General features: G+C 60.1%; 22 protein-coding genes. 11 read left to right on the top strand and 11 right to left on the bottom strand.

Annotation, left to right across the window (positions count from 1 at the left end):
- Window positions 1-25 precede the first annotated feature (25 nt).
- The 4 genes from OHL23_RS27715 to OHL23_RS27700 all read right to left on the bottom strand — a co-directional run bounded on the left by OHL23_RS27715 (window position 26) and on the right by OHL23_RS27700 (window position 3,655).
- Window positions 26-1,423 (bottom strand): glutamate decarboxylase, encoded by a 1,398-nt coding sequence (locus OHL23_RS27715; RefSeq protein WP_263355337.1) that lies wholly within the window; start codon window positions 1,421-1,423, stop codon window positions 26-28.
- Between the two features lie 155 nt (window positions 1,424-1,578).
- On the bottom strand, window positions 1,579-2,319 hold the full coding sequence (locus tag OHL23_RS27710) for an FG-GAP repeat domain-containing protein (protein ID WP_263355336.1): 741 nt from the start codon (window positions 2,317-2,319) through the stop codon (window positions 1,579-1,581).
- Between the two features lie 75 nt (window positions 2,320-2,394).
- Window positions 2,395-2,991 (bottom strand): pyridoxamine 5'-phosphate oxidase, encoded by a 597-nt coding sequence (gene pdxH, locus OHL23_RS27705; protein WP_263355335.1) that lies wholly within the window; start codon window positions 2,989-2,991, stop codon window positions 2,395-2,397.
- A 16-nt stretch (window positions 2,992-3,007) separates the two neighbouring features.
- Complete coding sequence (locus OHL23_RS27700) at window positions 3,008-3,655, bottom strand: TetR/AcrR family transcriptional regulator (RefSeq protein WP_263355334.1); 648 nt, start codon at window positions 3,653-3,655, stop codon at window positions 3,008-3,010.
- 100 nt (window positions 3,656-3,755) lie between these two features.
- Between OHL23_RS27700 and OHL23_RS27695 the strand changes: the two genes are divergently transcribed.
- The gene (locus OHL23_RS27695; RefSeq protein WP_317891735.1) at window positions 3,756-4,640 is read left to right on the top strand and encodes an aldo/keto reductase family oxidoreductase; all 885 of its coding nucleotides are present in this window, start codon (window positions 3,756-3,758) and stop codon (window positions 4,638-4,640) included.
- A gap of 25 nt (window positions 4,641-4,665) precedes the next feature.
- On the opposite strand, the gene OHL23_RS27690 is transcribed toward OHL23_RS27695, so the two are convergent.
- From OHL23_RS27690 to araD, 3 genes are all read right to left on the bottom strand, one after another.
- The gene (locus OHL23_RS27690) at window positions 4,666-6,108 is read right to left on the bottom strand and encodes a sigma-54-dependent transcriptional regulator (RefSeq protein ID WP_263355333.1); all 1,443 of its coding nucleotides are present in this window, start codon (window positions 6,106-6,108) and stop codon (window positions 4,666-4,668) included.
- Complete coding sequence (locus OHL23_RS27685) at window positions 6,101-9,010, bottom strand: ATP-binding protein (protein WP_263355332.1); 2,910 nt, start codon at window positions 9,008-9,010, stop codon at window positions 6,101-6,103. Before OHL23_RS27685 ends, OHL23_RS27690 begins: the two co-directional genes overlap by 8 nt.
- 282 nt (window positions 9,011-9,292) lie before the next feature.
- A complete protein-coding gene (gene araD / locus OHL23_RS27680) occupies window positions 9,293-10,018 on the bottom strand; it encodes an L-ribulose-5-phosphate 4-epimerase AraD (RefSeq protein ID WP_263355331.1) in 726 nt (241 codons plus the stop codon).
- A gap of 161 nt (window positions 10,019-10,179) precedes the next feature.
- On the opposite strand from araD, the gene OHL23_RS27675 reads away from it, so the two are divergent.
- From OHL23_RS27675 to OHL23_RS27660, 4 genes are all read left to right on the top strand, one after another.
- Entirely contained in the window at window positions 10,180-11,970 is a 1,791-nt protein-coding gene (locus OHL23_RS27675; protein WP_263355330.1) for a glycoside hydrolase family 127 protein, read from the top strand.
- Window positions 11,971-12,101: 131 nt separating this feature from the next.
- Complete coding sequence (locus OHL23_RS27670) at window positions 12,102-12,662, top strand: RNA polymerase sigma factor (RefSeq protein WP_263355329.1); 561 nt, start codon at window positions 12,102-12,104, stop codon at window positions 12,660-12,662.
- Window positions 12,659-13,087 (top strand): hypothetical protein, encoded by a 429-nt coding sequence (locus tag OHL23_RS27665; protein WP_263355328.1) that lies wholly within the window; start codon window positions 12,659-12,661, stop codon window positions 13,085-13,087. The genes OHL23_RS27670 and OHL23_RS27665 overlap by 4 nt, the downstream gene beginning before the upstream one ends.
- Window positions 13,088-13,226: 139 nt before the next feature.
- On the top strand, window positions 13,227-13,847 hold the full coding sequence (locus OHL23_RS27660) for a Spy/CpxP family protein refolding chaperone (protein WP_263355327.1): 621 nt from the start codon (window positions 13,227-13,229) through the stop codon (window positions 13,845-13,847).
- A 173-nt stretch (window positions 13,848-14,020) separates the two neighbouring features.
- Here the strand turns inward: OHL23_RS27660 and OHL23_RS27655 are convergent, their stop codons facing one another.
- Window positions 14,021-15,490 (bottom strand): glycerate kinase type-2 family protein, encoded by a 1,470-nt coding sequence (locus OHL23_RS27655; RefSeq protein ID WP_263355326.1) that lies wholly within the window; start codon window positions 15,488-15,490, stop codon window positions 14,021-14,023.
- Window positions 15,487-16,275 (bottom strand): alpha/beta hydrolase, encoded by a 789-nt coding sequence (locus OHL23_RS27650; RefSeq protein ID WP_263355325.1) that lies wholly within the window; start codon window positions 16,273-16,275, stop codon window positions 15,487-15,489. Before OHL23_RS27650 ends, OHL23_RS27655 begins: the two co-directional genes overlap by 4 nt.
- Before the next feature lie 144 nt (window positions 16,276-16,419).
- Here OHL23_RS27650 and OHL23_RS27645 point away from each other — a divergent pair, with 144 nt between their 5' ends.
- From OHL23_RS27645 to OHL23_RS27635, 3 genes are all read left to right on the top strand, one after another.
- Entirely contained in the window at window positions 16,420-17,436 is a 1,017-nt protein-coding gene (locus tag OHL23_RS27645) for a M20/M25/M40 family metallo-hydrolase (RefSeq protein ID WP_263355409.1), read from the top strand.
- A gap of 184 nt (window positions 17,437-17,620) precedes the next feature.
- Window positions 17,621-18,220, top strand: coding sequence for a porin family protein (locus OHL23_RS27640; RefSeq protein WP_263355324.1), 600 nt, complete (start codon window positions 17,621-17,623; stop codon window positions 18,218-18,220).
- Window positions 18,221-18,253: 33 nt separating this feature from the next.
- On the top strand, window positions 18,254-20,422 hold the full coding sequence (locus OHL23_RS27635; protein WP_263355323.1) for a thioredoxin domain-containing protein: 2,169 nt from the start codon (window positions 18,254-18,256) through the stop codon (window positions 20,420-20,422).
- 46 nt (window positions 20,423-20,468) lie between these two features.
- On the opposite strand, the gene OHL23_RS27630 is transcribed toward OHL23_RS27635, so the two are convergent.
- Window positions 20,469-21,506 (bottom strand): mechanosensitive ion channel family protein, encoded by a 1,038-nt coding sequence (locus OHL23_RS27630; protein WP_263355322.1) that lies wholly within the window; start codon window positions 21,504-21,506, stop codon window positions 20,469-20,471.
- A gap of 191 nt (window positions 21,507-21,697) precedes the next feature.
- Between OHL23_RS27630 and OHL23_RS27625 the strand changes: the two genes are divergently transcribed.
- From OHL23_RS27625 to OHL23_RS27615, 3 genes are read left to right on the top strand one after another with little or no spacing between them, the layout of a single operon-like run.
- Window positions 21,698-22,024: a hypothetical protein gene (locus OHL23_RS27625; protein WP_263355321.1), complete on the top strand. Its 327-nt coding sequence runs from the start codon at window positions 21,698-21,700 to the stop codon at window positions 22,022-22,024.
- A gap of 13 nt (window positions 22,025-22,037) precedes the next feature.
- Window positions 22,038-22,445, top strand: a complete 408-nt coding sequence (locus tag OHL23_RS27620; protein ID WP_263355320.1) for a hypothetical protein — start codon at window positions 22,038-22,040, stop codon at window positions 22,443-22,445.
- A 20-nt stretch (window positions 22,446-22,465) separates the two neighbouring features.
- Window positions 22,466-22,813, top strand: coding sequence for a hypothetical protein (locus tag OHL23_RS27615; RefSeq protein WP_263355319.1), 348 nt, complete (start codon window positions 22,466-22,468; stop codon window positions 22,811-22,813).
- A gap of 53 nt (window positions 22,814-22,866) precedes the next feature.
- Here the strand turns inward: OHL23_RS27615 and OHL23_RS27610 are convergent, their stop codons facing one another.
- Complete coding sequence (locus tag OHL23_RS27610; protein WP_263355318.1) at window positions 22,867-25,134, bottom strand: sodium-translocating pyrophosphatase; 2,268 nt, start codon at window positions 25,132-25,134, stop codon at window positions 22,867-22,869.
- Window positions 25,135-25,410: the final 276 nt, after the last annotated feature.

Genomic DNA, 25,410 nt, shown 5'->3' with positions numbered 1-25,410 from the left:
TCAAGGAATTCTTTAGTGCGATGGCTTATCGGCCGGAGTGGTCGTGTCCGCTGGATTCTGCGCCAACGAGAGTCAGGTCTACGGGGTTCTCGGCGAAGTGGTCGAGTGCGGCTTGCATTTCTTCGAGGAGCGCGTTGGCCATCCCGCGAGTGAAGCCGTGGCGGATGAGGATGCGCTGGATGACGAGGTCTTCGCGGTTTGGCGGCATGGAGTAGGCGGGGACGAGCCAGCCTCGTTCGCGGAGGCGGTCGGCGTAGTCGTAGAGGGTGAAGGTGGCGTTGGCTGGGTCTTTGAGTTCCCAGCAGAGGCCGGGGATGCCGCCGATGCCGTCGTAAATGATTTTGAATGGGCCGAGGGCGGCGATTTTTTCGGCGAGATAGCGCCCGAGGGCTGCGCATTCGGTTTGGATTTCGCGATAGCCTTCTTTGCCGAGGCGGAGGAAATTGTAGTACTGGCAGATGATTTCGCCGCCGGGGCGGGAGAAGTTGAGCGCGAAGGTGGGCATGTTGCCGCCGAGGTAGTTGACGTCGAAGATCAGCTCTTCGGGCAGGTCGTGTTTCTCGCGCCAGAGTGCCCAGCCTACGCCGAGCGGGGCGAGTCCGAATTTGTGGCCTGAGGCGTTGATGGATTTGACTCGGGGCAGGCGGAAGTCCCAGAGCAGGTCGGGTTGGAGGAATGGGGCGAGGAATGCGCCGCTGGCTCCGTCGACGTGGACGGGGATGTGCAGGCCGGTGCGCGCTTCCAGCTCGTCCAGGGCGTCACTGATAGCTTTTACAGGCTCGTATTGCAGCGTGAAGGTGACGCCGAGGGTGACGATGACGCCGATGGTGTTTTCGTCGCAGCGCTTGAGGACTTCTTCAGGGGTAAGCAGGAGGCGGTCGCCTTCCATGGGGACTTCGCGGATTTCGACGTCGAAGTAGCGGCAGAACTTGTGCCAGCAGACCTGGACGGGGCCCATGATGAGGTTGGGCGTTTCGGTGGATCTGCCCGCGGCACGCTGGCGTTTGCGCCAGTTCCACTTGAGGGCGAGGCCGCCGAGCATGGCTGCTTCGCTGGAGCCTGTGGTGGAGCAGCCGATGGTGGTCGCGGCTTCCGGGGAGTTCCAGAGATCGGCGAGCATGTGGACGCAGCGCTCTTCGATGGCTGCGGTCTGCGGGTACTCGTCTTTGTCGATCATGTTCTTGTCGGCCGACTCGTCCATGAGTTGCTGGACTTCGGGCTCGATCCATGTGGTGCAGAAGGTGGCGAGGTTCTGCTGGGAGTTGCCGTCAAGGATGAGCTGGTTGTGGATGCACTCGTAGACGGATTGCGGGTTTTGGCGTAATTCGGGGAAGACGTAGGTTTCGGCGGAGGCGTCGTGGGCGCTGTGTTCGACTTCGTGGGTGGGAGCGGCGGTGAGTTCTTCGGTGTTGTGCAGTCCCATGGCGGTCTTCTCCCGGTTTTCGCGGATGGTGAATCTGAGAGTCAAAGTGTAGTCGGGGATTTTGAGGCGCGGGAAGAATAAATGGTGAATCGGCGGGAAGCGTCGGGCGGGAAGCTTGAATCGGCGGGCTGGATATTGCGCTGGAGCTTTAATCGTCAGGTAGCGCAGTGAGCATTGGGATCGATGAGATGACTCAGGGCTGGATTGCTCGTAAAGGTGCCGTTGCCGTTACCGAGCAGCACTTCGAATGAGTCCTGGTCTTCGTTCGTCACTACGATATCGGGGATGCCGTCGCCATTGAAATCGGCTACGGCGAGATGGTAGACGTTTCCCTGCATTGGCAACTTGAAGGACCACGCAGGATGGAATGAGCCGTCGCCTGATCCGAGCAGAATTGTTGCGGTGTTCGAGTGAGGGTCTGAGACCACCATGTCGAGGATGCCGTCGTGGTTGAAATCTCCGACTGCGATGGATGCTACCGAGGCGAGGCGAATTCCGTTGGGAGTTGGAGTGAGGTTGCCTTTGCCATCGCCGAGGAGAATGATCAGTGATCCGTCGGCGTCGCCCACGATTAGGTCTGGATTCCCGTCGCGGTTGAAGTCGCCTACGGCGATGGATTTGGGATCGAGGCCGATAACGGGAGTTGTAGCGGCGGCCCGGAAGGTGCCATCGGGCTGGCCAAGCATCACGGTGAGTATGCTCGGAGCTGAGTCACCGTTGGGTGCGGATGTCCGAGCGATATCTGTGATGCCGTCGCGGTTGAAGTCGCTGGTTACAACGAGAGCCGAGGGCTCATCTGGGGTGTCTTCGGCGGGGGCTGCCAGCACTCTACCGGGTGCGATGGCGACAACGAGGAGGACGACGAAAGCTATCGGTTTATGAGCGAGATAGTCCATGCGTTTTCCTCCTCTGGAAAGACTAACTCCGGAGCCTTGCGTTGCGCCAATTCTCCGGTGGATTTCAGGAGCCGTTCAGGGGTAGAGGCGGGCTTTTTGCCAGCCGTCCGCTTGCCGGGTGAAAAGGAAGCGGTCGTGGAGTCTGTCTGGGCCGTTAAACCAGAACTCGATTCGCTGCGGATGCAGGCAATAACCTCGCCAGTAGGCTGGTCTTGGAATCTCGCCGGGATGTGCTTCGGTGAATTTTCGCACGCGTTCTTCGAGCTCTTCCCGGCTGGTTAGAACGCGGCTCTGATTGGAGACTGCCGCGCCGATCTGACTGGCCCTGGCGCGGCTGTGGAAGTAGGTGTCGACGTCCTGCGCATCGAGTTCCGACACCGATCCTTCCACGCGGACCTGAAGGCGTAGCGATTTCCAGTGAAAGCAGAGTGCGGCTCTGGGATTCTCTGCGAGTTCGAGTCCTTTACGGCTCTCTGCGTTGGTGAAGAAGCAAAAGCGGTGTTCGCGTACCTGCTTTGCCAGCACCATGCGGACGCTGGGCGCACCGTCGGCGGCGACAGTGGCCAGGGCGGCCGCGTTGGCGTCGTTGGGCTCGGTTTGCTGGGCTTGTTGCAAATAGGTGTCGAACAACTCCAGCGGATTGTTGGACTCGATCTCGTGCGAAGAACTCATGGTCAGAGTTTATCCGCTATTTATCCGGTGGGACACGGGCGGAACAGGTGTCCAGATAGGCGCATGCCATCGAGATCATCTCCTGACGCAGGGCGTTGAGTTGCTTTTCGGGAGCTGCTGACTCTAGCATCCGGCGGCTGACGCCGACCATCACTCCCTGAAGCATGAAGCAGACCAGATGCGGATCGGTTGTGAGCGGATCGGAGGCGCTCGCCAGCATCCGGACGATGGCCTTATCGGAGCGGATTCTCATCTGCTGCACGATTTTCGCTCCGTCCACGTCGGAACTGGCGTAGTAGAGAGCGACGCTGGTCTTTGGGGCTCTCATTTTGGCCTCAAGAAAAGCCGTGATGAGTTCAGTCGCCATTTCACGGAGGGTTTTGCCTTCCTGTTCCATGCAGACGCGTTCGACGGCTTCTGTGACTTCTGTGAGGTGACGCTTCAACGCGGCCTGCAAGAGCGCGCTCTTGTTCGGGAAGTATTGGTACAGGGTTCCTACGGATACACCGGCTCGTGCGGCTACTCTGGTTGTGGTGAGGCGTTCCTTGCCGATATGGAGCAAAACCTGAATAGTGGCTTCGAGAATTGCGTCCACGCTGGCTGCGGAACGGGCTTGAACTGGCGATTTACGTGGCTCTAACAACACTTGGGAACATGGCGGCAAATGCGAACTCCTAAACTGAAGCTTTCTTCATCGAATCACCAGTTTGCATAAACTTCAACAGAAATGCACACACACGAGGAGAGATAGAGTGACGAAACAGATGGATGGAAGCATGAATTTGGGCGGCAGCTTCACATTTCCCGGTACCGAGATGACTGTGAACCGCATGGGCTATGGTGCGATGCAGTTGGCCGGTCCGCATGTGTTTGGGCCGCCGCGTGACAGGGATCTGGCGGTTGCTGTGCTGCGGGAAGCGGTTGAGGCTGGCGTAAATCACATTGACACCAGCGACTTTTATGGTCCGCATGTGACCAATCAGATCATCAAGGAGGCGCTTCATCCCTATCGCGATGGTTTGGTGATCGTCACCAAGGTTGGCGCGAAGCGCGCTGCGGATAAGTCGTGGCCTCATGCGCGATCGCGCCAGGAAGTGATCGATGCGGTGCATGACAACCTGCGCAATCTTGCCCTCGACAAGCTCGATGTGGTCAATCTTCGGGTGGGTGGGATCATGGGGCCTGAGGAGGGGTCGATTGAGGAGCCGATGACGGCGCTCGCGGAGCTCAAGCAGCAGGGGTTGATTCGTCATCTGGGCTTGAGCAACGTGAGCCCGACGCAGTTGGCGGAGGCTCTGGCTATCGCCGAGATCGTTTGCATTCAGAATCTGTACAACGTGGCGCACCGGAGTGATGACGGATTCGTCACCGACCTCGCGAAACAGGGCATTGCGTATGTGCCGTTCTTCCCGCTGGGAGGGTTCACTCCGTTGCAGTCTTCGATTCTGGATGCGGCGGCAGCATCTCTGGGGGCTACTCCGATGCAGGTTGCGCTGGCGTGGCTGCTGCAGCGTTCGCAGAATATGCTGCTAATTCCGGGCACGTCTTCTCTCGAACACCTTCGCGAGAATCTCAAGGCTGCTTCGCTGCGGATTCCGGCGGAAATCCTGGCTGATCTCGACTCGATCGGGGCGGGACAGAAGCGGTGATGGGTGTGTTTGGAAGTAGTGCGTTTTAGTCGCGGCCTTTTTTGCGGATCTCTATGTTCAGGCGCTTGATTTTCTGGTTGAGCGTGCTGAGCGGGATGTGGAACTGTTCGGCGGCATCGGTCTGGTTCCAGTTGCAGCGCTCTAGCTTCTCGATGATGATGCGGCGCTCGATGTCTTCGAGGATGTCGAAGAGGGATGAATTGGGGTTGTGTTCGAGCAGCGCGTCCTGAAAGCTGCGGCCGGTGATGTGGCCGGGCAGCAAGCCCGAGCCGATGATTGGCGTGCTGGAGAGGACGACGCCGCGTTCGATGATGTTTTCCAGTTCGCGGACGTTGCCGGGCCATTCGTAATCGACGAGGGCGCGCATGGCGTCTGGAGTGAGCTTGCGGACTTCGAGGTCGTTTTCCTTGGAGAAGTGTTCGAGGAAGCGATGGACGAGGAGCGGGATATCTTCGCGACGGCTGCGCAGCGGCGGCAGGTCGATGGAGATGACGTTAAGGCGATAGAAGAGGTCGTCGCGGAATTTGCCTTCGCGGACAGCCTGGCGCAGATCGACGTTGGTGGCGGCGACGATGCGGACATCCACTTGCATCTCCTGCGTGCCGCCTAGCGGGGTGAAGCGGCGATCCTGCAGGACGCGGAGGATCTTGGCCTGGGTGTCCATGCCCATATTGCCGATTTCGTCGAGGAAGAGCGTGCCGCTGTTGGCGACTTCAAAGAGGCCTTTTTTGGTGGCGATTGCCGATGTGAAGGCGCCTTTGACGTGGCCAAAGAGGGTGGATTCGAGCAACTCGGAGGGCATGGAGCCGGTGTTGACAGGGACGAATGGCTTGTCTTTGCGCGGCGAATTAGCGTGCAGGGCTTTGGCGATGAGCTCCTTGCCGGTGCCGCTTTCGCCCTGGATGAGCACAGTGGAGCGGCTGGGCGCGACCTGGCTTACGAGGTCGAAGATGCGCAGCATGACTTCCGATTTGCCGACGATGTTGTGGAAGTTGTAGCGCTGCTTGAGGGCGCGCTTGAGCTGGACGTTTTCCGCCTCGGCTTTGTGGCGGGCAATGGCGGAACGGATGTCGGCGAGTAGCTTTTCGTTGTCCCAGGGCTTCTGAACGAAGTTTTCCGCGCCTGCGCGGACGGCTTCGACGACATTGTCCACCGTCCCGTAGGCGGTGATCATGACCACGGGCAGTTCCGGGTAGCGCTCGTGGATCTGCGGGAGCAGTTCAAGGCCGGTCTGGCCGGGCAGGGCGAGGTCGAGCAGGACAAGGTCGTAGTTGCCTTGTTCGAGCATTGACAGGCCCTCTTCACCGTCGACGGCCATCTGGACCGCGTAGCCCTCAAGGGTGAGCAGAATCTCCAGCGATTCGCGAATACCGGCTTCGTCGTCGATGACGAGTATCCGGGCGTCGGCAGTGGCTTCGGAATTGGGAATCAGGGCTGACTGGCTCAAGTGCGCAAGGACCTCAGGCATGGACGGAATTCCTTAAGAGGGGGAACTCTAAATGAAAAGTGGTTCCAACGCCGAGAGTGCTCTCGACGTTGATTTTACCGGCGTGTTCCTGAATGATGCCGTAGCTGACGGAGAGACCGAGGCCGGTGCCGCGCCGCTCGCCAGGCTTGGGCGTAGATTTGGTGGTAAAGAAAGGATCATAAATGCGCTTGAGGTGTTCGGGGGCGATGCCTGCGCCGGAATCTGCGATGACAGCCTCGACGTGGCCATTGGTGATGGTGGTGATGCGCAGTTCGCCGCCTTGGGGCATGGCGTCTTTGGCGTTCAGAAGCAGGTTGAGGAAGACCTGTTGCAGTTTGCCGGGGTTGCCATGGATGCGCGGGAGCTCGTCTGAGAGTTCCATGGCGACGGTAATGCGGGCGGTCTTCATCTGATGCTCAACGAGCGCGAGGGTGTCGCGGATGACCTGGTTGAGGTCGGTATCGCGGAACTCGGTGGTGCTGGTGCGGGAGAAGTTGAGCAGGCCATTTGCGATCTCGGAGGCGCGGAAGGTTTGCTGGGTGATGCGTTCGAGAAGAGGCGTGAGGCGCTTGTCTTCCTTCATCTGCTTGGTGAGCATTTGCGCATAGGAGCTGATGACGGCGAGCGGGGTATTGATTTCGTGGGCTACGCCAGCGGCGAGAAGACCGATGGAACTGAGCTTGTCGGCCTGGGTGAGCTGCGCTTCAAGAGTAATGCGCTCGGTGATGTCGTCGACGAGGACGATGCGGCCGACGGCGACGAAGTCGCGCGAGAGCAGCGGGGCGACAGCGATGTTGGCGGAGCGGGATTCGCCGGCGCGAGTAGTGAGGCGGAATTTGTAGAGGTGATGGACGCCGGACTCGTTTCGGAAACGGTCGAAGGCCTCGATGAACTCGGGTGGGAAGACGGCGGTGAGCGGCTGGCCGATGGCTTCCTTGCGGCTGAGGGCGTACATGGCCTCCATCTGCGCGTTCCAGCTCTCGATGCGGTCTTCGAGATCGACGGCGAGGATGCCGACGTTGATGGATTCGACGATGTTTTCGTTGAATTCCTTGAGGCGCTCGAATTCGCTGACCTGCTCTTCGAGGCGGGCGTAGAGGCTGGCGTTCTGAAGGGCGATGCCGATGTAGCTGGCGAGGGACTCGAGGAGCTCGACGTCTTCGCTGGAGAGGAAGTCGCCGCCAATGGTGCGCCCGAGGCCGATGACGGCGATGGTGCGGGTTTTGGCTCCGGGGTGAGTGCCGCCGTGGACGCCGGTCTGGGTTGCGTCCTGTACGCGGCAGGGAAGGTAGTAGTTCAGGTCGAGGAGGGCTGCGGTGCGCTGCTGCTCGTCGGGCAGATGGGGGGTCTGCTGGGCGTTTTCGAGGAAGATATGCGAATGGCCGCCGGGAAGGTCGAAGTCGAGGAAATCAAGATCGAGGCGCGGGGTGTATTGTTCGCCGCTGAAGGGAAGGCCGTGGCTGGCAGCGAGGCGGAAATGACCGGATGCGTCGGGTGAGTCGGCGAGGAAGACAGCGACTTTGGCGACGAGCAGGGTGCTGGGCAGGCGGTCGACGATGGAGCGCAGGAGGGCTTCGAGGTCGGTTTCGGAACTGAGGCCGCGGCCGAAGTCGACAAGAGCCTTACGGTAATCATAGCGATGGCGGTCGAAGACCTGATCGATCCAGCTTTGGAAGCGGCGCTTGAGCGGGTCGAAGAGCTGCGCGGTAATGAGGATGGTGAGGACGAGTCCCCATTCGCGGACGGCTTCGGGCAGGCGGGTGTGGATCTGCTCGGAGATGAGGGCGACGACAGCGAAGTAGACGCCGACGAGGGTTCCCGTGGCGAGTGTGTAAGCTACGCCGCGCTTGAAGATCAGGTCGGTGTCCATGAGCCGGTAGCGGACGATGGCCCAACTGAAGGTAAGCGGCAGGATGACGAGCGAGAGTCCGGCGACCTTCTGGAGCAGGACCGGAACAGGGAGACCAGTGAGGAAGGGAATTGCGAAGATAGCGGTGAAAGGCAGGACCGCGAGCATAGTTCCGCGGGTGAGCCACTTGAGTTGCTGGCGCAGGAGCGGAGTGTTAGCGCGGGCGTAGCTGCGCAGGAAGAGGATTGCCGCCAAAACATAATACGCAGCCACGTAGGCGATTGCGATCTGATCGAGGCGGAGCTTGAGAGCGAAGGTTGCCTGCCAGAAGAGGATGGCGGAGATGCGCAAGACGATAACGGCGAACGCCGGCGCATAGATGACCGGAAGCAGCCAGCGACGGTTGCGCTGGCGAAGGCTCTCCTCGGGAAAGACAAGGGCGAAATGCAGAAAGAGCGCGGGTTGCAGGGCTTCCGCGACGACGTTGCCCCAATAGATGGTCCAGTCGAGAAGATCGAATTTGCCGGTGTAGTGGAAGGTGTTGAGGGCGAACGATACCAGGCAAAAGATGTAGAAGTGCGTGGCTCTGGGAGCGGTCCAGCGTCGGAACAGGACGTAAATGCCAATGGCGAGATAGATGAGGCCTTCGACACGGGTGAACTGCTGCAGGCCGCGATCAGCGGGGATGGGAATGACCGTGATGGGGTCCAGCGAAATGCCGCGGCGGATGATGCTGTATTCGGCTTTGCCGTAGACATCGGTGTGCTTGAGTTCGCGGTCGAGGTCCGCGCCGAATTCGATGGTGTGATCGTTGACTGCGGTCAGCAAGTCTCCCGGGTCGATGCCGGCCTGAGCGCCGGGACCGCCCTCCATGACCCGCACTGCGATCAGGCCGGGGAGGACTTTGCTGCTTCCCTCGGTCCAGATGACTCCGTCGTCGGGCTGCTGGTAACGGCCCTCTTGTTGGAGATTGAAGACCGCGAACAATACCAGGGCTACCGTGGCGAGAGCCAATAGCGTCGCAACAACCCGGTTATATAGATTTGTCTCCATTGTGGGGGAGCCTGAACCGACAAAACATGCACGTAGGATGCCATGTTCCGGAGGAAAACTTTCTGTTTCGGGAATCCGGGTCAAACAGCTGAAAGGAATACGTATAGAGACTTTGAGATGTTCCGGAGGTAATCGCCGATTTCAGATTTTAGCAGTTCTTAACGAGAAAAAGTTGATGAAAATATGAAGAATGGGATTTGGATATGGAAATTGGGAGTGTGAAGTGTGGAGTGCGAAGTGTGAAGGAATTCATCGGTCCGCGACATAAGACCACTCCACACTTCACACCGCCTTTTGTCCGTAGGTTGCTTTGGGGCCATGTTTGCGCTGGTAGTGGTGTTCGGCCACGTATTGGGCCAGACCGTCCGCTGGGGCTCCCAGAGTTAGGGTGCGGTAGGCGAGGCGGGCGATGTATTCGAGGAGGTCCGCGTTTTCGACGGCGGCTGCCGGGGTTTTGCCCCAGGCGAAGGGCGCGTGGCCGGCGACGAGGACTCCGGGGACGGCGATGGGGTCGAGGTTCTGGTCGCGAAAGAGACGGGCGATGACTGCGCCGGTGTTGAGGACATAGGCTTCGTGGACTTCTTCGGCGGTGAGGGATTCGGTGATGGGAACGGGGCCGTGGAAGTAGTCGGCGTGGGTGGTACCGAGGCAGGGGATGGGCTGGCAGGCCTGCGCCCAGGAGGTTGCGAACTCGGAGTGAGTGTGGACGACGCCGCCGATCTGGGGGAATTCGCGGTAGAGAAGCAGGTGGGTATCGAGGTCGCTTGAGGGGTTCAGCGTGCCCTCAATGATTGTGCCGTCGAGACGGGTGAGGACGAGATCGGCGGCGGTGAGGGTGGCGTAGCTGACGCCGCTGGGTTTGATGGCTACGAGAGGTTCTTTGCCGGAGCCGTCAGCTCCTGCGCGGTCAATTCCGCTGGCGTTGCCGAAGGTGTGGACCGCGAGTCCACGGCGCGCGATTTCCTGGTTGGCGTGGAGGACTTGTTCGCGAAGAGCGGGTAGAAGCATGGGATGGGTCCTAGCGGATAGGGTTTGCTGAGAAATCGTTTTCTGCGACAGTTTATCAGTTGCCCCGGAAGAACGGAAATGTCAGGACGCGGCGTTGCAGTATGATTTGGGGACCGAATTTGGTGGTATGTGTTGCGTGGCGCGCGGCAGGAGGGTTTTGGATGAATCGGAGGAAGTTCGTTCAGGCTGCCGCTCTGGCTCCGTTGGCTGCGGGGAATTTGCGGTCTGCGTTCGCGTCTGGCTTTTCGTCGTCTGCTGAGAGCGGCAAGGCGGCGGTTTCTATGGCGGAGCAGGACTGGCCGGGGACTCCGATTCACGACCGTTATGAACTGACCCTTCGGCGGGTACTGGAGGGCAGATCGCCAGAATACACCGAGGAATTTGTGCTCGACGATGTGCGGCCTGCTGCCGGGCGGCGATTTACGGAATACAGCGGGGATATTTCGGGCCGATATATTGGCGCATTATCTACGGCATCCCGAGTCTACGGAACCCATTTTCCGGGCTTGGATGCGCTGGTCGCGAAGGTGATCGCGCTGCAGAAGCCGGATGGCTACTTCGGGAGCGGGTTTCATTATGAGAAGCCGACCGATCTGGATATGGCGTTGCTTTGGGGCAATGGCCGGCTGCTGGTGGGGCTGATCGAGTATTACCGGCTCGTGCCGTCGCCGGCGGTGCTGGCAGCCTGCGTCCGGCTGGGGAATTTCCTGGTGCGGGTGGGGCCGCTGATGCTTTCCAATGAGATTCGCGATGGATTTGGAGCCCAGCATTTTGCTTCGAGCTATATCTGCTGGACGCAGCAGGTGGAGGGGCTTGCCAACCTGTATCAGGTGACGCGGGACGAGCGGTATCGGGTCCTTGCCGAGGCGATTATCGCGGTTACGGAAAGGCGCGCCGGAGACCATGCGCATGGGTATCTGACGAGCGTACGCGGGTGGGTGGATCTGTACAACGCGTTTCCCGACAGCGTGTTGCTTCGCAGGTGCGAGGCGGCCTGGCAGGATGTGGTGCAGTCGCAGGATCTGCTGATTACCGGGGGAGTTCCTGAAGGTTGGAGCCCGAATAACCACCGCACCGAGGGCTGCGGAGAGACCGATTGGGTCAGGCTGAGCCTGGCGCTCTGGAAGGCGACGGACAACGCACCGTATCTGCAAATGGCGGAGCGGACAATCTTCAACGAACTCGCCTTTAATCAGTACGAGATGGGGGACTTCGGCCACCGGGTGTATACGGAAACGGGTTTACCGGCTGCCGGTGCGGTGCGGGCATGGTGGTGCTGCACGCTGCATGGTTTGCGTTGTTTTCCCGATATTCAGAACAACGTCTTTCGGGCGCAAGAAGGCGGGTTGACTTTTGACCTCCCGATGGATGGCCGGATCGAGAAACCCGGTCTCTCTGCGAAAGCTGAGTCGTTTCTGGCTCATGATGCAACGGTGCGAATAACCATCCTGTCGGCGGGGAAGGCGCCGGCGTCGCTGAGTATTCGCAGGCCAGAATGGGCAAATGAGTTGTCCGTCAAGATCAACAACGTGGCGATTCAGCAATCGGCGGAAGATGGCTATGTGAGGCTTCGGCGCGAATGGCGGGCAGGGGATTTGGTTGCTTTGCGTTACGGGATGGAAGTGCGGCAGGAAGATGCGGGGAAGAACCGGACGGCGTACTTCTTCGGGCCATGGCTGCTGGGCGCGCCGGCTTCGGAGAATCCTGCTTACTTCAATGAGCTAACCCCGGAAAACCGGCTGGCGGGGATGGAGGCTGGATCGCCGGGCAATCCTCCGCCTCCGGCTTTGATTCCGGCCTTTGTTGTGCCGATTGCGCAGACGCCGTTTCATTACATTCCCGCGGAGTATCCGGAGCAACCGGGGCGTGTCGTTCTGCGGGCGATTGCAGAGCAGACCGGGCAGCCTACTACGTCCTGGGAGTTGCGATTTCTGACGCAGTCGAGATCATGAGCCGATCGGGCTCGCGTGGGAAATTTCGGCGTTCTCCGGAATGCTGCGCCGTCGTGTGAGTGGATGTAAACTTGCGTCCAGAACCGTCGTCTACTTTGATGATGGCGACCACTACCACAGTACTGGAGAGTATGGGCAAGCGAGCGGTAGCCGCCGCATTTGCGCGAGACGACTCGGCGGACTTTGCCGAGGTCGCAACTCGCTACAGGCCGCAGATTTTTCGCTTTTTGCTGGCATCGCTGCGCGATCCGGATGCGGCTGAGACGCTGACCCAGGACTGTCTGCTGAAGGCGCATCGAAACTGGGCCAGCTTTCGTGGCGAATCCAGCGTGATGACCTGGCTGCTGCGGATCGCGATCAATCTTCAGAAGGATCATTGGCGCAGCCGCCGGTTGCAGTTCTGGAAGTTGACCGCCACCAACTCGGTGGATGCGCAGGATGCGAGCCAGTGGCTGCCCAGCGGGGAATCGTCACCGGAGCAGCAGGTGATGGCCAAGGATCAGGTTCGGCTGGTGTGGAAAGTGGTCAAGGGTCTGAGCGATCGGCAGCGGACGGTCTTCCTGTTGCGGCACGTGGAAGAGATGGAGATCCACGAGATCGCGAGCACAATAGGGTTAAGTGAGGGAACGGTGAAGGCGCACCTGTCGCGGGCCATGGTCCGGGTGCGGGCTGAACTGGGAGGAAAACGATGAGTTTCGAGGAAAAGAATCGGGAAGCAGAGGACGCGCAGGTGGAGTTGGCGCTGCGAAATTATCGCGACAGCGTACATGCCTGGAGCGAGCAGGAGTTCAGCAAGGCTCGGACAGTTCGACGGTCTCAGTGGGATGCGTTTTGGCGGGTGATGGCGAATCCGGTGCTGGATTGGTCGCTGGCGTGCGCTCTGGTGGTGACTTCGGTTGGGATTCCGGTGACAGTGCATCATCAGCGGCAACTGGTTGCCGAGCGCAATGCACAAATGCTGCGGCAGCAGGAAGCGGCCAAGGAAGCGACGCGGCAGGAGGCTGTTGCGATGAGTGACGACGAACTACTAGCTCACGTGGATAGCGATATCGCGCAAGCTGCTCCGGATGCCATGGAGCCGTTGGCTAGCCTGATGAGCGATTCCTCGGCCAAGTAGCCGGATGGAGGATTGGCTACTGTGCATGGCGGGAATTAGTGAAACAAAATTGGTTAAACAGAGTTGCGAATTGACAAAAAGAAATGCGAGTAGACGTTCAACGGGGTTCAATCTGGCGAGGAATCGGGGAAAGATGAAAATGGCGACGGGGACTGGGGCATCGGGGATGAGGAAAATCGGAGCGGGGTTGGCGGTTGCCGTGCTGGCGGTTGTGGGTGCAGCCACTGTTTGGGCGCAGGGCCCGGAGGGCGGATTGGGCATGGGGCCGCATCGGCCTCCGATGGAGCGGGAGATGGGCCCGCAGGGCGACCATCCACGGTGGTGGAATGGGCAACATGCGATCGAGAAGCTGAAGCTGACGGATGCGCAGCGGAAGGCGATGGACGATATTTACATGCAACACCGGCTGACGCTGGTGGATCTGCACGCCACGCTGGAAAAGGCGGAACTGGCGATGGAGCCGCTGATGAGCGCGGATCAGCCCGACGAAGGCAGGATTCTGGCACAGATCGACCAGGTGGCGCAGGCCCGGGCGGAGTTGGAAAAGGCCAATGCGCGGATGCTGCTTGGGCTTCGCAGGCAGTTGACGCCGGAGCAGTGGAAGATTATGCAGGCGGATCGCGCGGCGCGCAGAGAGTCAATGCACCACGGCGGATCCGGTCAGGGCGATGGGCCGAGGTGGCATAGAGACGGTCAGGGTTCTGGAGCATCAGGCGGCGGGACTCCGCCTCCCTCGCCGGGCTCGGGTGAGAACGAATAAAGGCAGGTTTGAAGGGTTTGGCGCGCTGGATGGGCTCTGACGGCTTTCTCCGGCGCGCCAAAAAGGAACTCGATTGGCGAGACCCAGATCTCGGCGAGTTCCGCAGAGCAATACAGAGCAGAGAGCATTGCGGTGGTCAAACGGCCACCGCTTTTTTTGCCCTAACTCGGGTCCTAACTTTGGGAAGATGCCGCAGGTTCGGAGATGAGCAGACGCAGGTCGCGGAGATTGTGGCCGGTGGGGCCGGTCACGACCGAATCACCGAGAGCGGTGAAGAGGGGACAGGCGTTGAAGGTTTCCAGCGCCTCCGAGGGCTTGTAGCCGTATGCGATAGCGCGGCTGACGGTAGTGGGATCGGCGATGGCTCCGGCGGCGCGGGTGTTGCCGTCGATGCCGTCGGAGCCGGCGCTGAGGACGAGGATATTTTCGCCGGGATAGCGATTGAGTTCGAGGGCGCAGGCGAGAGCGAATTGCTGGTTGCGGCCGCCGGCTCCGGGAGTGCGGTTGAGCGTGACTGTGACTTCGCCGCCGGAGATGAGACAACAGTGGGGATGCTCGGCGCGAAGTGCGTGGAAGCGCTGCAGGAGATAGCCCGCTGCGTCGGCGTAATCCCAGTCGTCGCAGGAGTTGTCGACGACGGTGTGGTAGCCGAGTTTCTCCGCAATGGTGCGGGCGCTTTCGACGAGATCGTGACTAGAGAGCAGGACCTCGAAGATGGAGTTGCGAAATGCGTCGTCTTCGGTGGTCAGGGCGGCTTGATCCGTTTTGCGCGGGATTGCGGCGGGATTGTCTTTCCAGGGTAGTCGCGGCAGAAATGGCGCGAGGCGGCTTTTGTTACCGGGGGATTCCGGCAGATCTCCACGCTCAAAAAAGGCGCGTACTGAATCGGGGAACTCGGGCAGGAGTTTGTATTTGGCGAGTATTGCGTGGGCCTGTTCCACTGTGGTGTGGTCCGGCGATGTCGGTCCTGAGGCGAGGGTGTCGAGGCTCCGCAGTGGTACATCCGGCAGAAGAATGGAAATCTTGGTCGACTCAGGCGCGGCAATGGCGAGACGTCCGCCTTTGACGGCGGAGAAGTGTTTGCGTACGACGTTGATCTCAGTGATCGGCGCGCCGCTGGCGATGAGCGCCTGATGGAAGACCATAGTGTCTTCGAGCGTGATTTCGGGGTCGAGAGGTAGATCGAATAGCGCCGATGCACCGCCGGAAATGAGAAAAATAACGAGGGTGTCCTTGCGGGCTTTGCGGAGGAGCGCGAGGGTGGCGCGCGCTGCAGCGAAAGAGCCTTCGGTCGGGAGCGGATGCCCGCCTTCGAAGTAGCGAATCCGCCAGTTGCGATTGGGGGGAATCTCAAAGGAGCAGCAGATGCCGCGCAGGCCCTGGCGACGTTTCATGCGCGTGAGCAGGGTATCGAGCATGGCTGGGGCGGCTTTGCCGATGGCGATGACGGCGATGCGCTTGAAGTCTTTGAGATCCAAAGTGGTTGCGCCGCCGCTTTCAGGCAGCAGGCGGTGGAGCGTCGTGCCTTCGAAGCGAATGCGGCGGTCAAAGGCCGACTCGATACTGCAGGCGTCGAGTGCCTGCGTGAAGATATCGGTCGCGGTGGCGTGAAGGGACTCTAGGGCTAGTTCGCTGGTTGTCATTGGGAAGAACTTTCTCGTGCCGGTCTGTCTGGATCTGAGTCTGGGGCCCGGTCTTGGTCTGAATCCTGTGCCGTCAGGAAGGTTGCGCGAAGCCATTGGCCGAGCGCAACCTGCATGGCTGGAAGATGGCCTACAAAGAAATGATCGGCATTTTCGATCAGGGTGAGCCGTTTCGGTTCGCGGGCGGAATCGGCCACGGAGCGAAGTTGATTGGCGGGGGCATACTGGTCGTGGTCGCCGCTTAGGAAGAGTTTTGGGAAGTTGCAGCTGGGCAGGAACGGGTATTTGTAGTCACGGCCTTCGGCGTGGGTGGGAAGGCCGAGGGCGGCGAAGCCACTGATTCCGGGGTGGCCGCAACAGGCATTCAGCCCCATGGCTGCTCCGAAGGAAAAGCCGGCGGCGACGATGGGCTTGCCATATTCCCTGCTGAGCCAGTCGAGGCCCGCTCGCACGTCGTCTGCTTCGGCGCGGCCGTCGTGTGAGCCTTCGCTCAATCCGGTGCCGCGGAAGTTGAAACGTAAGACCGGCCAGCCGAGGCCGTTGAAGACTTTCATGGCGTGGTACACGACTTTGTTGTGCATGGTGCCCCCGCCGAGCGGGTGGGGATGGCAGAGCAGCGTGGCAAAGGGCGCGCTTGGATGGCCCTCGTTCAGCAGCGCTTCCAGGCGTCCAGCCGGTCCGCAAAGATCGAAGCTGCGGAGCGACGCCGGGACTTTGGGTGCTTCGGGCGTTGCGGAAGTGAGAGGCGGCCTCGGAAAAACCGATTTGTCGGCGCTTGCGGGCATGTCTGAAATTCATTCTATGCAAAGTAGCCGCGGCGCGTGGGGTATTCTGGCTTCACGATGCCTCATGATCCTGTGGCGCCCATTGACTTTGTTCCCTCATTTGATCCCGTGGAAATGACAAGAGTGGCAAGAGAAGAGTTGGAAATGACGCTGGACCCGATTTGGCTCACGCGTGAGTTGGTGGGGATTGATTCGACAACCTATCACGAAGGCGCGGCTGGAGATTTTCTGGAGGAATTTCTGGCGAGCCGCGGTTGGGTAGTCGAGAAGACGCCGGTTCCGCAGCCGGAGGAGAGTGGTCGCACCGGGGAGCGATGGAATGTGTATGCGGGGCCGGATGCTCCGGAACTGGTCTTTTCCACGCATATCGATACGGTTCCGCCCTACATTCCTTTCAGCGAGGACGCTGAATTCATGTACGGACGCGGGGTTACGGACGCCAAAGGGATCATTGCCGCGCAGGTAGCCGCGGCGGAGAGGTTGCGGGCCGAGGGTTACGCGGTCGGGCTGCTCTTTCTTTCGGGCGAGGAGCGGGATTCTGCCGGGGCGAAGGTTGCGAATGAGAATGCCAAGGCGAGCCGGTTCCTGATCAATGGCGAGCCGACAGACAATCGGCTGGCGCTGGCGTCAAAGGGCGCATTACGGGTGGTTCTGACGGCGCGGGGAACGATGGCGCATTCTGCGTATCCGGAGCTGGGCGAGAGTGCGATTCACAAGCTGGTGGAAGTGCTGGCGCGGATGCGGGCTCTCGAACTGCCCGTCGAAGAAGATATCGGGCCAAGCACGCTGAATATCGGACTGATTCAGGGCGGACGCGCACCGAATGTGATTGCCGATCACGCGGAGGCACAGGTGCTGATCCGGCTGGTGTGCGATTCGGCGAGTACTCGGGCGGCGATTGAGGAGTGTGCCGCAGGGCTGGCGGAGGTCGATTTTACGCTGGAGATACCCTTTGTCCGTCTACGTTCGCTGGAGGGATTTCCGACGATGGTGGCGAAATTCACCACGGATATTCCTCAGTTGAACAATTGGGGCGAGCCGCTGCTGCTTGGACCGGGGTCGATCCATGTGGCGCATACGCCATATGAAAAGCTGGCGAAGCGCGAGCTGCTGGAAGCGGTGGATCTGTACGTCGAGGTTGCGAAAAGGCTCCTCGGCTGATTGAGGGACGCAGGCTCGATTTCCTTATCTTGATTTTCTCCTTTCGATGAAGGTTTCCTGGCCCGAGGCGTGCCTCCAAATGCACAAGTGTGTTTTTCGCCACAACTTCCGGATGAGGTTGGGGGTTAGACTCCGTAGATTCAAGTGTTCCGGGGCGGGCTTCAACCGAAATGGAGGAAAGGCTATGCATTTGAGAGCTTTTTGTGCCACGGCAGCTTTAATCGTCCTGCCGGGATTTGGTGTTCATGCGGCAAATGCGCAGGTGGTGGCGCCGGCGACTGCGGGAGGCCGTCCGATTGGAATCAGTGTCGGCGTCTCGGATTATGACATTGACAACGGCCCCGGACGCAGGATGCAGGGCCTTGTTCTCCGCGGCGGAGTGGGCCTCTTTCATGGTCTTGGCATCGATGCCAATGCACGGTCGATCTTCATCAATACGCCACCGCAACTGACCCGGATGCAACAGAATACATTCCTTGGTGGCGGGTTTTACGAGCCTGCTACGTTCTGGCATATCCGGCCATTCGTGCGCTTCGGGGCGGGAATCGGAACTATCGAATTTCCTTCAAGAAATCCTTTGTATACTCGTGATTCTTATGCGGTTGCTGCTCCGAGCGGCGGCCTGGAGATTCCGATCACGAGAAGGGTGTATTTCCGCGGTGAGTATGAGTATCAGTTCTGGCGGCAATACCATGGCCCGAACGATCTGACCCCCCAGGGAGGTACGGTCGGAGTGACCTACTACCTGCGAGCAGTGCGTGAGCGTCCCCATCCTGCGTATTGAGTTCCGAATGGATGGTGGATGTATTCTCAGAGCATGACTAGTCACGAGTCTGCTCCGGTGTCAGGTCACGCGACAACTCACGCATCTGTAGCGAATCTGCTCGATCAGTCCGCTTCTTCTTATTTGCGGTCGGCACGGTATCAGCCGGTGCATTGGCATCCGTGGGGAGAAGAAGCGTTTGCTCGCGCGCAGGCGGAAGACAAGCCGATTCTGCTGGATATTGGCGCGGTCTGGTGCCACTGGTGTCACGTGATGGATCGCGAATCGTATGAAAATGAAGAGCTTGCGGCGATTCTGAACGAGCATTTTGTGGCGATCAAGGTCGATCGCGATGAGCGTCCGGATGTGGATGCCCGCTACCAGTCGGCGGTTTCGGCGATCAGCGGCCAGGGGGGATGGCCGCTGACGGCGTTTTTGACGTCGGTGGGAAAGCCATTCTTTGGCGGCACGTATTTTCCAGCGGACAACCGGTATGGCAGGCCAGGATTCAAGCGGGTGCTGTTGACGATGGCGCAGGTGTGGCGCGAACGGCGCGAGGAGGCGCTGGAGTCGGCGGCAAGCGTGATGGCCGCCGTCGAGCAGAATGAGAGCTTTTCAGGGCGCGGCGGGCAGTTAAATCTGGCGCTTGTGGAGAAAATCTCAACATCGATTTTGAAGCAGTTTGACGCGCGCAATGGAGGATTTGGCTCGCAACCCAAGTTTCCGCATCCGGGCGCTATCGATCTGCTGATCGAGGTGGCGACGAGGACGGGCAGTCAGGAGGCTCAGGACGCAGCGGTTCTCACGCTGACGAAGATGAGCCAAGGTGGGGTTTACGACCAACTGGCGGGCGGATTCCACCGCTATTCGGTGGATGAGCGCTGGGTGGTGCCGCATTTCGAGAAGATGCTTTACGACAATACGGAACTGCTGCGGAATTATGTTCATGCCTACCAGAGCTTTGTGAAACCGGAGTTTGCGCATGTGGCCGGGGAGATGATTCGCTGGCTGGACGCGACGATGACGGATCGGGATCGGGGCGGTTTTTATGCTTCGCAGGATGCGGATATCGATCTCGATGACGACGGCGATTACTTTACCTGGACCAAGGCCGAGGCGCAGGCGGTTCTGACGCCGGATGAGTGGGCAGTCGCGGGGCGGTACTGGGATATCGGCGATCTCGGGGATATGCATCACAATCCTCAGAAGAATGTGCTGCATATTCGCTTCAGCGTGAGAGACGTGGCCAAGGAGGCGGGGATTCTGCTGGAAGAGGCGGTGACGCTGCTTTCGTCGGCGCGAGGGAGGCTGCTGGAGGTGCGGAATGCCCGGCCGACTCCGTTTATTGACCGGACGCTCTATACGAGTTGGAATGCGATGGCGGTGACGGCGTATCTGGAGGCGGCGCGAGTGCTGCGGCTGGATGCTGCCCGGGACTTTGCCCTCAAGACGCTGGACCGGATGCTGGTGCAGGCTTGGGATGGCGGCTCGGAGCTGGCGCATGTGATTGCGTATCCGGACGATCAGTCGCCGGCCTCCCGGGTCGCAGGGAATCTGGACGACTTTGCGTTTACGGTGCACGCGTGCGTGGATGCCTGGCTTTCGACCGGGAAGATTGCGTATTACCGGTCGGCGATGACGCTGGCTACAGCGATGATCGACCGCTTTTTTGACCGCGCGGCCGGGGCGTTTGTGGATACTCCGCTGGACGCGCCAGAGGATGGGAAACTGGGCGCGCTGACAGCGCGGCGCAAGCCGCTGCAGGATGCCCCCACCCCGGCGGGTAATCCGACGGCTGCCGCCGCATTGTTACGGCTGGAAGCGTTGTCGGGCAGGCAGGATTTCCGCGACATTGCAGAGGATACGCTAGGGTCGTTTGCGGGGATCGTCGAGCATTTCGGGTTGTACGCGGGCACCTATGCGCTGGCTCTGGACCGGCTGTTGCTGGAGCCGATCCAGGTCGTGGTGGTCGGTCGCGGCGCTGAGGCGAGCAGGCTGGAGGCGCTGGCGACGGCGCGATTTGCGGTGAACAAGACGGTGATCCGGTTGCAGTCGCGACAGATTACTGCGGAGACACTGCCGGAGGCGCTCGCCGAGACTCTGACGCAGGTGCCGCAGCCGGAGGGTGCGGCAGCCTGGGCGCTGATCTGCCGCGGGCGGACGTGCATGGCGCCGATCACCAGTTCGGAACTGCTGCTGGATGCGCTTGAAGCTGCGGTCTGACTGCCACGTCCTGGAAATATAGGACGTGGCGGCCGGGATTCAGCAGTCAGGATTGCGCAATCATGGGGTTGTGGGTCTCGGCGGGAGGAAGCGACGTTGGATCGATCGCAGGCTTCTCCCTGGGCTCGTTCCCACGGATTGGCTCGTCTTCCGGGCTCGGGAGCCTATTCTGACCATCCGCTTTACCGGCGAACTCGCGGAAGATGCGATTCGGGTCGCCGGGCAACATGCCCTTTTCTTCAAGAGCAATGCGGACGCGGCGGCGGAACTCGCGAATTGGACCATACTGCTTGGTGGCCAGGGTCCTGAAAATAACGGGATAGATGACCTGGGAGCCGGCGATGGAATCCACGCCCAGAACCTGGGGATCGGCCAGGAAGACGGGCGCGAAGGCTGCGTCGTTGCGGATCTCCAGGGCAATCGCGGTGAGCAGCGGGACGACTTGGTCAGGCGAGGCGGAGAAGTCGACGGAAACGTTGACGGTGGCCACGGAGAAGTCGCGGCTGAGGTTTGCTACGGTGGTGATCTGTGAGTTGGGGACGATGTAGAGGGTGCCGTCTCCGTCGCGCAGCTCAGTGCGGCGCAGGCTCATGGATTCTACGACGCCGGTCATGCCGGTGAGGCGGACGGTGTCGCCGACGTTGAACTGGTCTTCGAGAATGATCAACATGCCATTCAGGACGTCTTTGACGATGGTCTGGGCGGCGAGGCCGATGGCCACGCCGGCGATGCCGGCGGAAGCAAGCAGCGGTCCCAGATTCACGCCCAGGACGGTCAGCACCTGAAGCGCGGTCAGTGCCCAGAGGGTGCCGTTGAGCGTGGTGCGGAGGATGCTGGCGAAGGTCTTAACCTGCGATTGACGTCCGGGACTTGGTTTCCTGCCATCGGCCATGAGGACCATGCGGCGGGTGGTAATGGCGATGACCCTGGTGAGGACGATGGCTATGACGATGACGACAATCAGATGCGGCAGCTTGGCGTGGATGAACTCCTGCGCGTCGTCAATCCACTCGTCGAGAATTTTGCCAAGGAAGCGGCCTTCAGCGAAGATTCCCCATCTGATCAAAAGTGCGAAAGGAAACATATTCACTCCTCCATTTTGTCTCTATACTTAACCGCATGAGAATCACGCACACTCGCTTTGATGCGTTCAGGCGGCGAGGCTCAATGCTCAATTCGATTTTCAAGTTAGCACCCTGGGCACGGAACCTCGTTTGCCTGGCAGCTGTAATCGCAATCCCATGCTCCAGCGGTATCTCGAGTGCGCAGCAAGGAATGTCTGGAGAACCGCAGCCGCATGACGTATCAACCTGGCCGCCGATCAATCCGCTGGCGAATCGAACTGCCGACGCCAATCGCATTATGGAAGACTCGATGAAGATGCACGAGAACCAGAAGCGATTTGAACAGTTGAATTTGCAGCGGCATAAGGAGATGACGTCCGATACCGAGAAACTGCTTGCGTTGGCCAACCAGTTGAAGACCGCAGCGGACAAGAACTCGAAGGATCTGCTTTCGATGGAGTCGGTGCGCGAGGCGGAACAGATCGAAAAGCTGGCGCACAATGTTCGCCAAAAAATGAAGGCTTCCGTTTCAAATTAAAGTGGTGGCGGAAATGAGAAGTTTAGGCGATAAGTACAAATTGCTGAAATTCCCGATGCCGGGAAGCCCAATCCAGGGCGTTCTTGTCCTGATGGTCTTCGCCGCAATTTCCTTTGTTCCGGCTATGGGACAGAGCGCTGCTGGGACGGCGGTTCAGAATCCTGCTCCGGCTGCGCAGAGGCCGGATAATTCGCAGGGTACGACGGCGAAGATGAGTCCGCAGGAGCTGGCGGATCAACAGCGAAAAGATCAGCTGGCGGCGGATACGGCGAAGCTGCTGCAACTGGCGAACGAACTCAAGGCTGAGATGGATAAGAGCACGAAAGATACGCTTTCTCTGAGCGTGGTCAAAAAGGCTGAGCAGGTGGAAAAGCTGGCCCACAAGGTGCGCGACGAGATGAAGGCAAGCATCGGCAATTAGAACTCGAAAGAGGCTGATGGATGCGGAAGGCGGCCATCGGAGCGGTTTTCGTACTGGTCTGCTGCGCCCAGTCTGGAATGCAATCGCAGATTAGTACCAGGTATCCGTATTCGGCTATGCCGCCCGGGAGTTTGGGCAACCTCGACGATCCAACGGGCGATGTGGCACGGAAGACCCTGAAATGGCGCAACGACGAGCGCCAGAAACAGATCGCGGAAGATGGGCAGAAGCTGCTCAGGCTGGCGACCCACCTGAAGTCCGAGGTAGACCAGGTTGGAAGATCGGCCGATGCCGTTCGCGAGGCGGAGCAGATAGCCAAGCTGGCCCATGGGATTCGTGACAAGATGATCGAAAGCTACAGACGGTAAGCGCCGGCAGGAATCTGAGCGGCGCATACCGTCTGAGGTGTGTTGACAGCTTCCTAGACGAAGAGCGGCGCGAGGACAAGCGTAACCGTGGCCAGCAGCTTGATCAGCACATGCAGGCTCGGTCCGGCGGTGTCTTTGAATGGATCGCCTACGGTGTCGCCAACAACCGCGGCCTTGTGAGCGTCGGAGCCTTTGCCTCCAAAATGGCCGGTTTCGATGAGTTTTTTGGCGTTATCCCAGGCTCCGCCGCCGTTGTTCATGAGCATTGCCAGCAGGATGCCGCTGATGGTTCCGACCATCAGGAAGGCTGCGACCGCTTCCGCTCCCGAGAGATTGACGATATTGCCGAAGGCGATGGGCAGGTCGGTGCTGCTCTTCAGGTGGAAGCGTGTGCTAAGGTGCCGGAAAAGGACGCCGATGACCACGGGCATGAGGACGGCGAGGGCTCCGGGCAGGACCATCTCCTTGAGCGCGGCGCCGGTGACGATGTTGACGCAGCGGGCGTAGTCGGGGCGGCTGGTGCCGTTCATGATGCCGGGGTTTTCCTTGAACTGGGCGCGAACGTCTTCGATGACTTTTTCCGCGGCGCGGCCCACGGCGCTGATGGCCATGGAGGAGAACAGGTAGGTCAGCATTGCGCCGAGGAGTGCTCCGACGAAGACCGGGATGCTGGCGAGGTTGACGTTGGAGAAAGTCCAATCGAGCGGAAGGGTGAATCCAGCGGCTTCGACGCGGTGTTTGACGATGTTGTGGATGGTTTCGAGATAAGCCGAGAAGAGCAGGAACGCAGCCAGGGATGCGGAGCCGATGGCATAACCCTTGGTCAGCGCCTTGGTGGTGTTGCCGGCGGCGTCGAGCCGGTCAGTGCGGTCGCGGACTTCGTGGGGTTGATTGCTCATTTCGGCGATGCCGCCGGCGTTGTCGGTGATGGGGCCGAAGGTGTCCATGGCGAGGATGTAGGCGGCGCTGGAGAGCATGCCCATGGTGGCGATTGCCGTTCCATAAATGCCTTTGGCGTAGTCGGCAATGCCGGTGGCGTCTTCGAGGCCGCGAACGCCGAAGTAGTAGCTGAGCAGCAATGCGCCACTGATGACGACGACGGGAAGAGCAGGCGTCTCCATGCCGACGGCGAGGCCGGTGATGATGTTAGTCGCTGGGCCGGTCTTGCAGGCTTCTGCTATCGATTGCACAGGGCGATAACGGGTTTCGGTGTAGTACTCGGTGATGGAGACGAAGAGGAATGAGGTGATGATTCCGACGACGCCTGCGCCGAGGAGCCACCAGCGGTCCTGAAGGAGGAAATGGACTCCTGCGGCGAATCCGACCAGGGCGAGAAAGCTGGTGATGTAGAAGCCGCGATTGAGCGAGTGCATGGGGTCGTCGGTTTCCTTGCTGCGTACCGAGGAGACGCCAATGATGGAGGAGACGATGTTGATGGCGTGAACGATGAGCGGGAAGAGGATTCCCTTGATGCCGAAGACGGGATAGAGGGCGGCTCCGAGGATCATGGCGCCGACGCTCTCAGCGGCGCTCGACTCGAAGAGGTCAGCTCCGCGGCCGGCGCAGTCGCCGACATTGTCGCCGACGAGATCGGCGATGACGGCGGGGTTGCGGGGGTCGTCTTCGGGGATGCCTGCCTCGACTTTGCCGACCAGATCAGCGCCGACGTCGGCTGCCTTGGTGTAGATGCCGCCGCCGAGCTGGGCGAAAAGCGCGACGAGCGAGGCTCCAAAGCCGAAGCCCACCAGTTGGTAGGGAACTGCCTCGGGGTGAGTGCCGGTGCCCCCGAAGAGCAGAAAGAGCAGGCTGATGCCGAGCAGCGCCAGGCCGACGACGATGAGGCCGGTGACGGCTCCGCCGTGGAGGGCGAGCGTGAGCGCTTTGGATAGGCTGGTGCGGGCTGCGGCGGCGGTGCGCAGGTTGGCACGGATCGAAACGAACATGCCGGTATAACCGGAGAAGCCGGAGCACGCCGCGCCGACGAGGAAGCTGATAACTACCTTCGAGGCAAGTGGAGCAGTCAGCGGGTAGGCCAGATATCCGGCGTAGAGAACCCCGGCGAGCACGACAGCCATGATGGCGATGGTCTTGTACTGGCGGCCCATGAAGGCCTGTGCGCCTTCTCGGATGGCGGATGCGATGTGCTGCATCTCGGGAGTGCCCTGATCGGAAGCCAGGACGGAACGGGCGAAAAGAAGGGCCGCGGCGAGGGCCAGGACTCCGGCTGCGATGGCGATCCAAAGATACACCGTGTCATTGCCTGAAACACCGCTGGCGAGTGGATCGGCCAGCGTGGCAAGTGCAGAAATTGAAACGACCATTCGGGGATGTGCCTCCTGAAAGTTTAAGAAACTGGTTCCGCCTAGTCTTACCGTCAGATGTTGGGGTTTGGAATCGGGCGTCTACAGAATTTATTCGCCTTAGATCCCGGGTCCAATCCGGTCATCACGGTACGACGAATAGAAACACGGCGACAATTCAATCGTCAATATGCCGCGACGGAGGGAGGGGGGAATGGGTGTGATTGCGGACACCATTGTCAGGATCGGTGGGGTTGATACAATCGACAAGGGTTAGGTTTGGGGGAGACAGGCCGG

Source organism: Acidicapsa acidisoli, from assembly GCF_025685625.1.
Lineage (GTDB): Bacteria > Acidobacteriota > Terriglobia > Terriglobales > Acidobacteriaceae > Acidicapsa > Acidicapsa acidisoli.
The sequence above is the reverse complement of the archived record's forward strand: the minus strand, read 5'-3'. Positions and strand labels throughout refer to the sequence as shown.

Bases quoted from the DNA above. Each gene is read 5' to 3' on its own strand.
- OHL23_RS27715 (WP_263355337.1), bottom strand. From the start codon at position 1,423: ATGGGACTGCACAACACCGAAGAACTCACCGCCGCTCCCACCCACGAA.
- OHL23_RS27710 (WP_263355336.1), bottom strand. From the start codon at position 2,319: ATGGACTATCTCGCTCATAAACCGATAGCTTTCGTCGTCCTCCTCGTT.
- pdxH (WP_263355335.1), bottom strand. From the start codon at position 2,991: ATGAGTTCTTCGCACGAGATCGAGTCCAACAATCCGCTGGAGTTGTTC.
- OHL23_RS27695 (WP_317891735.1), top strand. From the start codon at position 3,756: ATGGATGGAAGCATGAATTTGGGCGGCAGCTTCACATTTCCCGGTACC.
- OHL23_RS27690 (WP_263355333.1), bottom strand. From the start codon at position 6,108: ATGCCTGAGGTCCTTGCGCACTTGAGCCAGTCAGCCCTGATTCCCAAT.
- OHL23_RS27685 (WP_263355332.1), bottom strand. From the start codon at position 9,010: ATGGAGACAAATCTATATAACCGGGTTGTTGCGACGCTATTGGCTCTC.
- araD (WP_263355331.1), bottom strand. From the start codon at position 10,018: ATGCTTCTACCCGCTCTTCGCGAACAAGTCCTCCACGCCAACCAGGAA.
- OHL23_RS27675 (WP_263355330.1), top strand. From the start codon at position 10,180: ATGAATCGGAGGAAGTTCGTTCAGGCTGCCGCTCTGGCTCCGTTGGCT.
- OHL23_RS27670 (WP_263355329.1), top strand. From the start codon at position 12,102: ATGGGCAAGCGAGCGGTAGCCGCCGCATTTGCGCGAGACGACTCGGCG.
- OHL23_RS27665 (WP_263355328.1), top strand. From the start codon at position 12,659: ATGAGTTTCGAGGAAAAGAATCGGGAAGCAGAGGACGCGCAGGTGGAG.
- OHL23_RS27660 (WP_263355327.1), top strand. From the start codon at position 13,227: ATGGCGACGGGGACTGGGGCATCGGGGATGAGGAAAATCGGAGCGGGG.
- OHL23_RS27655 (WP_263355326.1), bottom strand. From the start codon at position 15,490: ATGACAACCAGCGAACTAGCCCTAGAGTCCCTTCACGCCACCGCGACC.
- OHL23_RS27650 (WP_263355325.1), bottom strand. From the start codon at position 16,275: ATGCCCGCAAGCGCCGACAAATCGGTTTTTCCGAGGCCGCCTCTCACT.
- OHL23_RS27645 (WP_263355409.1), top strand. From the start codon at position 16,420: ATGACGCTGGACCCGATTTGGCTCACGCGTGAGTTGGTGGGGATTGAT.
- OHL23_RS27640 (WP_263355324.1), top strand. From the start codon at position 17,621: ATGCATTTGAGAGCTTTTTGTGCCACGGCAGCTTTAATCGTCCTGCCG.
- OHL23_RS27635 (WP_263355323.1), top strand. From the start codon at position 18,254: ATGACTAGTCACGAGTCTGCTCCGGTGTCAGGTCACGCGACAACTCAC.
- OHL23_RS27630 (WP_263355322.1), bottom strand. From the start codon at position 21,506: ATGTTTCCTTTCGCACTTTTGATCAGATGGGGAATCTTCGCTGAAGGC.
- OHL23_RS27625 (WP_263355321.1), top strand. From the start codon at position 21,698: ATGTCTGGAGAACCGCAGCCGCATGACGTATCAACCTGGCCGCCGATC.
- OHL23_RS27620 (WP_263355320.1), top strand. From the start codon at position 22,038: ATGAGAAGTTTAGGCGATAAGTACAAATTGCTGAAATTCCCGATGCCG.
- OHL23_RS27615 (WP_263355319.1), top strand. From the start codon at position 22,466: ATGCGGAAGGCGGCCATCGGAGCGGTTTTCGTACTGGTCTGCTGCGCC.
- OHL23_RS27610 (WP_263355318.1), bottom strand. From the start codon at position 25,134: ATGGTCGTTTCAATTTCTGCACTTGCCACGCTGGCCGATCCACTCGCC.